At 57.0% G+C, this 5,997-nt stretch carries 6 protein-coding genes; all 6 read left to right on the top strand.

Annotated elements, in window-relative coordinates; translation table 11 throughout:
• Positions 1–66: 66 nt before the first annotated feature.
• The 6 genes from acpS to ACTIKR_RS17240 all read left to right on the top strand — a co-directional run bounded on the left by acpS (position 67) and on the right by ACTIKR_RS17240 (position 5,800).
• A complete protein-coding gene (acpS, locus tag ACTIKR_RS17265) occupies positions 67–492 on the top strand; it encodes a holo-ACP synthase (protein WP_193088992.1) in 426 nt (141 codons plus the stop codon).
• 106 nt (positions 493–598) lie between these two features.
• Complete coding sequence (nagZ, locus tag ACTIKR_RS17260) at positions 599–1,627, top strand: beta-N-acetylhexosaminidase (protein ID WP_442328507.1); 1,029 nt, start codon at positions 599–601, stop codon at positions 1,625–1,627.
• Entirely contained in the window at positions 1,590–3,419 is a 1,830-nt protein-coding gene (uvrC, locus tag ACTIKR_RS17255) for an excinuclease ABC subunit UvrC (protein ID WP_193088993.1), read from the top strand. The genes nagZ and uvrC overlap by 38 nt, the downstream gene beginning before the upstream one ends.
• 51 nt (positions 3,420–3,470) lie before the next feature.
• Entirely contained in the window at positions 3,471–4,043 is a 573-nt protein-coding gene (gene pgsA, locus ACTIKR_RS17250) for a CDP-diacylglycerol--glycerol-3-phosphate 3-phosphatidyltransferase (protein ID WP_193088994.1), read from the top strand.
• A 43-nt stretch (positions 4,044–4,086) separates the two neighbouring features.
• Positions 4,087–5,418: an MFS transporter gene (locus ACTIKR_RS17245; RefSeq protein ID WP_193088995.1), complete on the top strand. Its 1,332-nt coding sequence runs from the start codon at positions 4,087–4,089 to the stop codon at positions 5,416–5,418.
• Positions 5,419–5,650: 232 nt separating this feature from the next.
• On the top strand, positions 5,651–5,800 hold the full coding sequence (locus ACTIKR_RS17240; RefSeq protein ID WP_193089093.1) for a hypothetical protein: 150 nt from the start codon (positions 5,651–5,653) through the stop codon (positions 5,798–5,800).
• The last annotated feature ends 197 nt before the right edge of the window (positions 5,801–5,997 follow it).

The following is a 5,997-nucleotide window of genomic DNA, read 5'->3' as shown; positions in this document are numbered from 1 at the left end:
CATTGATGAACTCAAGCACTACCGAGAACATTTTATCAAGCTTTAGCACTTCACGGTGAAATGCCCATGACTAACGAAGTCACACTGCCTGCAGCGATTGCCGGTATTGGTACGGACCTGATCCATATCCATCGGATCCGCCAGGCATACGAGCGTTTTGGCGATCGTTTTGTCTTGCGGATTCTGGGCCCGCAGGAGCGGGAGAAGTTTCTGCGCAGACAGGCGCGTGACCCCGAGCGCGGGATGCGTTTTCTGGCTACCCGCTTTGCGGCCAAAGAGGCTTTTTCCAAGGCGATCGGGCTGGGCATGCGAACGCCCATGACGTGGTCGCGCATGCAAACGCTCAATGCGCCCAGCGGACAGCCGCTGGTGGTGCTGGCTTCGCCCTTGAAAGAGTGGTACGAATCCCGCTTCGGGCTGGCCCATATTTCCCTGACCGATGAATCCGATCTGGCCATGGCTTTTGCCATGGTGGAGCGTAAACCGATTTAATCATCCTGTTGCCCAACACCCAAAAGGAGTCCAGGTGTCTGCTTCCCAATCCCGCCCTGCTCGCCGATCTGTCCAGTCGGGCGTCGCCGCAACCGCCGGCCGGCAAATGCCCGGCCCAGTGATGCTTGATGTTGCCGGCCACCACCTGACCAGTCAGGAGCGGGATCGCCTGGCGCATCCGCTGACCGGTGCAGTTATCCTGTTTGCCCGCAATTACGATAATCCCCGGCAACTGGCCGAGCTGACCGCGCAAATTCACGAAGCCCGAGATGAACCGCTGCTGATTGCCGTCGATCATGAAGGCGGACGGGTACAGCGGTTTCGCGACAAAGGTTTTACGCATCTGCCGTCCATGCAGGACCTGGGCCGTTATTGGGAGCGCAACGCGCTGCAGGCCATGCGTGCCGCGACTGAGATCGGTTATGTCCTGGCCGCAGAATTGCGCGCCTGCGGCGTGGATTTTAGCTTTACACCGGTTCTGGATCTGGACTATGGCGTCAGCAAGGTTGTTGGCAGCCGGGCCTTTCATCGTGATCCGCGGGTCGTTGCGATGCTGGCGCGTGCCCTGATTCAGGGCTTGAGTTTGGCCGGCATGCGTTCCTGCGGCAAGCATTTTCCCGGCCATGGTTTTGTCGATGCTGATTCTCATGTGGCCATCCCGGTAGATGAACGGGGTCTGGAGCAGATCATGGCAGACGATGCCATGCCCTATGATTGGCTGGGCGCACCGGTGCTGTCGGCCGTGATGCCGGCACATGTCATCTATCCCAAGGTGGATGCCTCGCCCGCCGGTTTTTCCAAAGTATGGGTGCAGCAGATCCTGCGGCAGCGCTTGAAGTACGATGGCGTGGTTTTTTCGGACGATCTGACCATGGAAGGGGCATCGGTTGCCGGCGATATCACGGCCCGCGCCGAGGCGGCACTGTCTGCCGGATGTGATATGGTATTGGTCTGCAACCGTCCCGATCTGGCCGATACCTTGCTGGCTTGCCTGAAAGCAGCGCCATCGGCCTCATCGGTTTCCCGAATCCGTGCCCTGAAGCCGGCTGTGCCGTTCATGGACTGGAATACCTTGCAATCAGACTCACGATATCAGTATGCCCGAGACTTTCGATCTCAAATCCTTTCTGAGTGACCTGCCGCATCTGCCTGGCGTCTACCGCCATCTGGATGCGGAAGGCACGGTATTGTATGTCGGCAAGGCCAGGGATCTGAAAAAACGCGTTTCTTCCTACTTTCAGAAAACCCCGGACAGTCCGCGCATTGCACTGATGGTTGCACGGGTCTGGCGCGTGGAAGTCACGGTGACGCGTTCGGAGGCCGAGGCGCTGATCCTTGAAAATAACCTGATCAAAAGCCTGAGGCCGCGTTACAACATCCTGTTTCGTGACGATAAGTCGTACCCGTACCTGATGATCAGCGCGCATGACTATCCGCGGATTGCGTACTATCGCGGCATTACCAGTCGCAAGGGGCGTTTTTTCGGACCTTATCCGAATTCCTGGGCCGTACGCGAAACCATACAGATTTTGCAGAAGGTGTTTCGCCTGCGCACCTGTGAGGACACCGTATTTGCCAATCGTTCCCGGCCCTGTCTGCAGTATCAGATCGGGCGGTGTACGGCGCCTTGCGTTAACTTTATTAACGAAGACGACTATCAGCGCGATGTGCAGCAGGCCGTGCGTTTTCTGGATGGCGAGGCCGACGACGTGGTTAATGATCTGCAGGCACGCATGCAGCAGGCTTCCGATCAATTGCGTTTTGAGCAGGCTGCGGCGCTGCGGGATCAGATGCATGCACTGGCAACTGTGCTGCATCAGCAATCGATGGAAGAGATGGACAAGACCGATGTCGATATCATTGCCGTGGCGCAGGCGGCCGACAAGGCATGTGTCAATCTGGCTATGGTGCGCGGTGGCCGGCATCTTGGCGATCGCTCGTTTTTTCCAACGCAGGCCGATGGTGAAAGTCGCTCCGATGTGATGACGGCCTTCATTGCGCAGCATTATCTGGAGAACCCATTGCCGCCGGTGTTGGTATGCTCCGAGGCACTGGCAGATGAAAATCTGCTGGCGCTGCTCAACGAACAGCAACCATCGCGAATCAAAACCCGTTTGCAGACGCGTCCTCAGGGAGTACGCCGGACCTGGCTGGATCAGGCCTTGCGCAATGCCGAGTTTTCCCTGGCGCGTACGCTGTCCGAATCTGCCTCGCGGGCTGCGCGCACACGTGCGCTGGCAGAGCTGCTGCAACTGGATACCGATGACGAATCGCTCGATGCGCTGCGCATCGAATGCTTCGACATCAGTCACACCGCTGGCGAGGCGACCCAGGCATCCTGTGTGGTGTACCACCATCATGATATGCAGCCTTCATTGTATCGCCGTTATAACATCGCCGGTATCACCGAGGGAGATGATTACGCGGCAATGCGCCAGGTGCTGATCCGCCGCTTTTCCAAGGTGGCAGACGGCGAGGCGCCGCTACCGGAAGTGGTGCTGATTGACGGTGGCAAGGGGCAAGTGGAAATCGCCCGTCAGGTGTTTGTGGAATTCGGTCTGGACACCCGTGTGATTGTCGGGGTGGCCAAGGGAGAAGGGCGCAAGGTCGGCCTGGAAACCCTGGTGTTTACGGACGAACGGGAATCGGTGGCGCTTGGGCTGGGATCGGCTGCGCTCATGCTGGTGGCCCAGGTGCGTGATGAAGCCCATCGGTTCGCCATCACCGGCATGCGGGCGCGCCGCGCCAAGGCCAGAAATGTGTCGCGATTGGAGGAGATCGAAGGCGTTGGCGCCAAACGCAGACAGAAACTGCTGGCGCGTTTCGGGGGATTTTCCGGCGTGGCAGCGGCAAGCATTGATGATTTGCGCTCGGTAGAAGGTATTTCCAGGGAACTTGCTGAACGCATCTATGAATCTTTGCGTTAGTGGTAGGATTACACATAATGCCTCCGCCGTATTTTGTGTTATTAAAGCCCTATGCCACTGAACATACCTATTATCCTGACCTGGATGCGGATCGCCATGATTCCGCTGGTCATTGCGCTTTACTATCTGCCGCTGCACTGGATTGACGTTCCTTTGCGTGACACCATCGGTGCGCTGGCCTTTATTTTTGCGGCGCTGACAGACTGGTTCGATGGCTGGCTAGCAAGGCGCTGGAATCAGACTTCATCGTTTGGCGCCTTTCTGGATCCGGTCGCAGACAAGCTTATGGTGTGCGCGGCCCTGTTGATCCTGCTGGACCTGAGCCGGCTTGATTCCTTTATTGCACTTATCATTATCGGACGTGAAATAACCATTTCGGCGCTGCGCGAATGGATGGCGACCATCGGTGCGCGCAATAGCGTGGCGGTGCATTGGCTGGGTAAATTCAAGACCGCTGCGCAAATGACCGCCATTCCCTGCCTGTTGTTTTATCAGGATTGGCATTCTATTCCGTTTGCGCCTATCGGAACGGTCCTGGTCTACATTGCTGCCGTTCTGACGATCTGGTCCATGTTCTACTACATGAAAAAAGCCTGGCCCATCATCAAGCAGCAGCAAAACTAACGCGTTTTTTCTGCCATATTAATCCGGCTATCACAGGTATCGTATGACTTCGCAAGTTCTGACCTCTTCGATCAGGGCTCCCAATGCAGATGGGGATCCACGAGACTGGAAGGTGATTGCGCTGATCGGGCTGCTGCATGGCGGCTCGCATTTTTATCAACTGGTGTTGCCGTCACTGTACCTGTCGCTCAATCGCGATTTTGGCTACAGTTTTGCTGAGCTGGGATTTCTGGCCACGGTATTCTTTGTGGTCTCGGGTGTCGGACAAGCGTCATCGGGCTTTGTCGTGGATCATCTGGGCGCGCGTCCCGTATTGCGTTTCGGCTTGGCCTGTATGGTCGTCTCAGCGTTGCTGATTGCGGTCGCTGACGCCTATTGGGTTTTTATCATTGCTGCCTTTATCGGCGGCGCCGGTAACTCGGTCTTTCACCCGGTCGATTTTTCCATTATCAACCAGAATGTGAGCCAGCGGCGTCTGGGCCATGCTTTCAGTATTCATGGCGTATCGGGCAACCTGGGCTGGGCACTGGCGCCGATCTTCATTACCTTTTTTATTGTCCAGACCGGTTCGTGGCGCTTTGCTGCTGCGGCCGCCGCCGTCGTGCTTTTAACCCTGTTTCTGACAACCTTTCTCGGAGCGTCGCTGCTGGCCACGCCGGCGGCGCAGACCGATACAAAGGGCGATGCAAAGAGCGACAAGCAGGACGATAAGCCGGTCCAGGAACGCCCCCGGGCGGCTGAGCCCGGCTTTGCGGCCAAGTTACGCCTGCTGTTGAAGAATCCGGCGCTGTGGGGTGCATTTCTGTTCTTTGCATTTACCTCGGGTTCGATGTCATCGGTACAGAACTTTACGATTCCCATTCTTGGATCGCTGTATGGCATTGGCAAGGAATGGGCCAGTTCCGCACTTTCCATGTACATGGTTTCAGCGGGCGTGGGTCTGCTTATTGGCGGCTTTCTGGCAGGCAGCACAGACAGGACCGAACGTATTGTGGCCGGCTCGCTGGCGACCTCGGGGCTTGTTTTTATTCTGCTGGCCATGGGGATGCTCCCTTCGGGGCTGGCGGTGGCCGGGCTGTGCATGGCCGGTTTCCTGAGCGGCATGGCCGGACCGTCCCGCGATATGCTGGTGCGACGCGTTACGCCCAAGGGTGCCCTTGGCTCAGTTTACGGTCTGGTCTATTCCGGCATGGATGTGGGGTCTGCGTTGGGACCCGTCGTATATGGTTTTATGCTGGATCACCAAACGTATCATGGTCCCTGGCTGGTGTCTGGCCTGGCGCTATTTGGCGCCGTGCTGGCGGCGTTCTGGGTTGCCTATTGCGCTCGCAGGCAGCAGGAAGTCCGCTCTGTTGCTCAGGGCAGTGCCGCCTGATCGGCTGAATCGCCTGGCGCCCAGATGCGCCTTTGCGGCAATGATGCGGGCTTCAAACCGGCTTTTGCGCCGGCTCCATGGGCAAAGATGCAATTGACCTGCGGCATTCTGGCGTATACTGGTCTGATCACCCTTGGACATATCGTCAAGGCGACGATATATTTATACCGGTAATCACGTGTTTCGTGCGAAGCGCCAAAATGCGCATCGTCAAATTTTCAGGGAGGCTCCCATGATGACAAACGTCAAACCAAGCGTTAAACGACTCGCTGGATACGGCCTGGCCCTGGCGGTGCTCCTGTTTGTGTTTTCCCTGTACATCAATCCGGACCTGTACGTGTCTGTCTCCACTCTTTTCTGGTCCTGCTTCGGGGCGCTTTAATAAACATCTGCTCGCCATGGGTCGTACGCGGCCGAATGTGAACGCAATACTGTGTTCCCGGTGCGCTGTTCCTTTCTGGCGCTTGCCAGAGGCGCAATTGCCAATAAACCGTAGACACCGTCGCATGCATATACTCGCGTACTTATGCCTGCGTACTTATTCACTCGTATCTCGCTTATGTTGGCTACTAATAGCCA

It is taken from the genome of Advenella sp. (genome assembly GCF_052108595.1).
Classification (GTDB): domain Bacteria; phylum Pseudomonadota; class Gammaproteobacteria; order Burkholderiales; family Burkholderiaceae_B; genus Advenella.
Note: the sequence above shows the minus strand (reverse complement) of the source record. Positions and strands in the feature narration are given on the sequence as shown.

Coding starts and splice junctions, on each gene's coding strand:
- acpS (WP_193088992.1), top strand. CDS start 67: ATGACTAACGAAGTCACACTGCCTGCAGCGATTGCCGGTATTGGTACG.
- nagZ (WP_442328507.1), top strand. CDS start 599: ATGCCCGGCCCAGTGATGCTTGATGTTGCCGGCCACCACCTGACCAGT.
- uvrC (WP_193088993.1), top strand. CDS start 1,590: ATGCCCGAGACTTTCGATCTCAAATCCTTTCTGAGTGACCTGCCGCAT.
- pgsA (WP_193088994.1), top strand. CDS start 3,471: ATGCCACTGAACATACCTATTATCCTGACCTGGATGCGGATCGCCATG.
- ACTIKR_RS17245 (WP_193088995.1), top strand. CDS start 4,087: ATGACTTCGCAAGTTCTGACCTCTTCGATCAGGGCTCCCAATGCAGAT.
- ACTIKR_RS17240 (WP_193089093.1), top strand. CDS start 5,651: ATGATGACAAACGTCAAACCAAGCGTTAAACGACTCGCTGGATACGGC.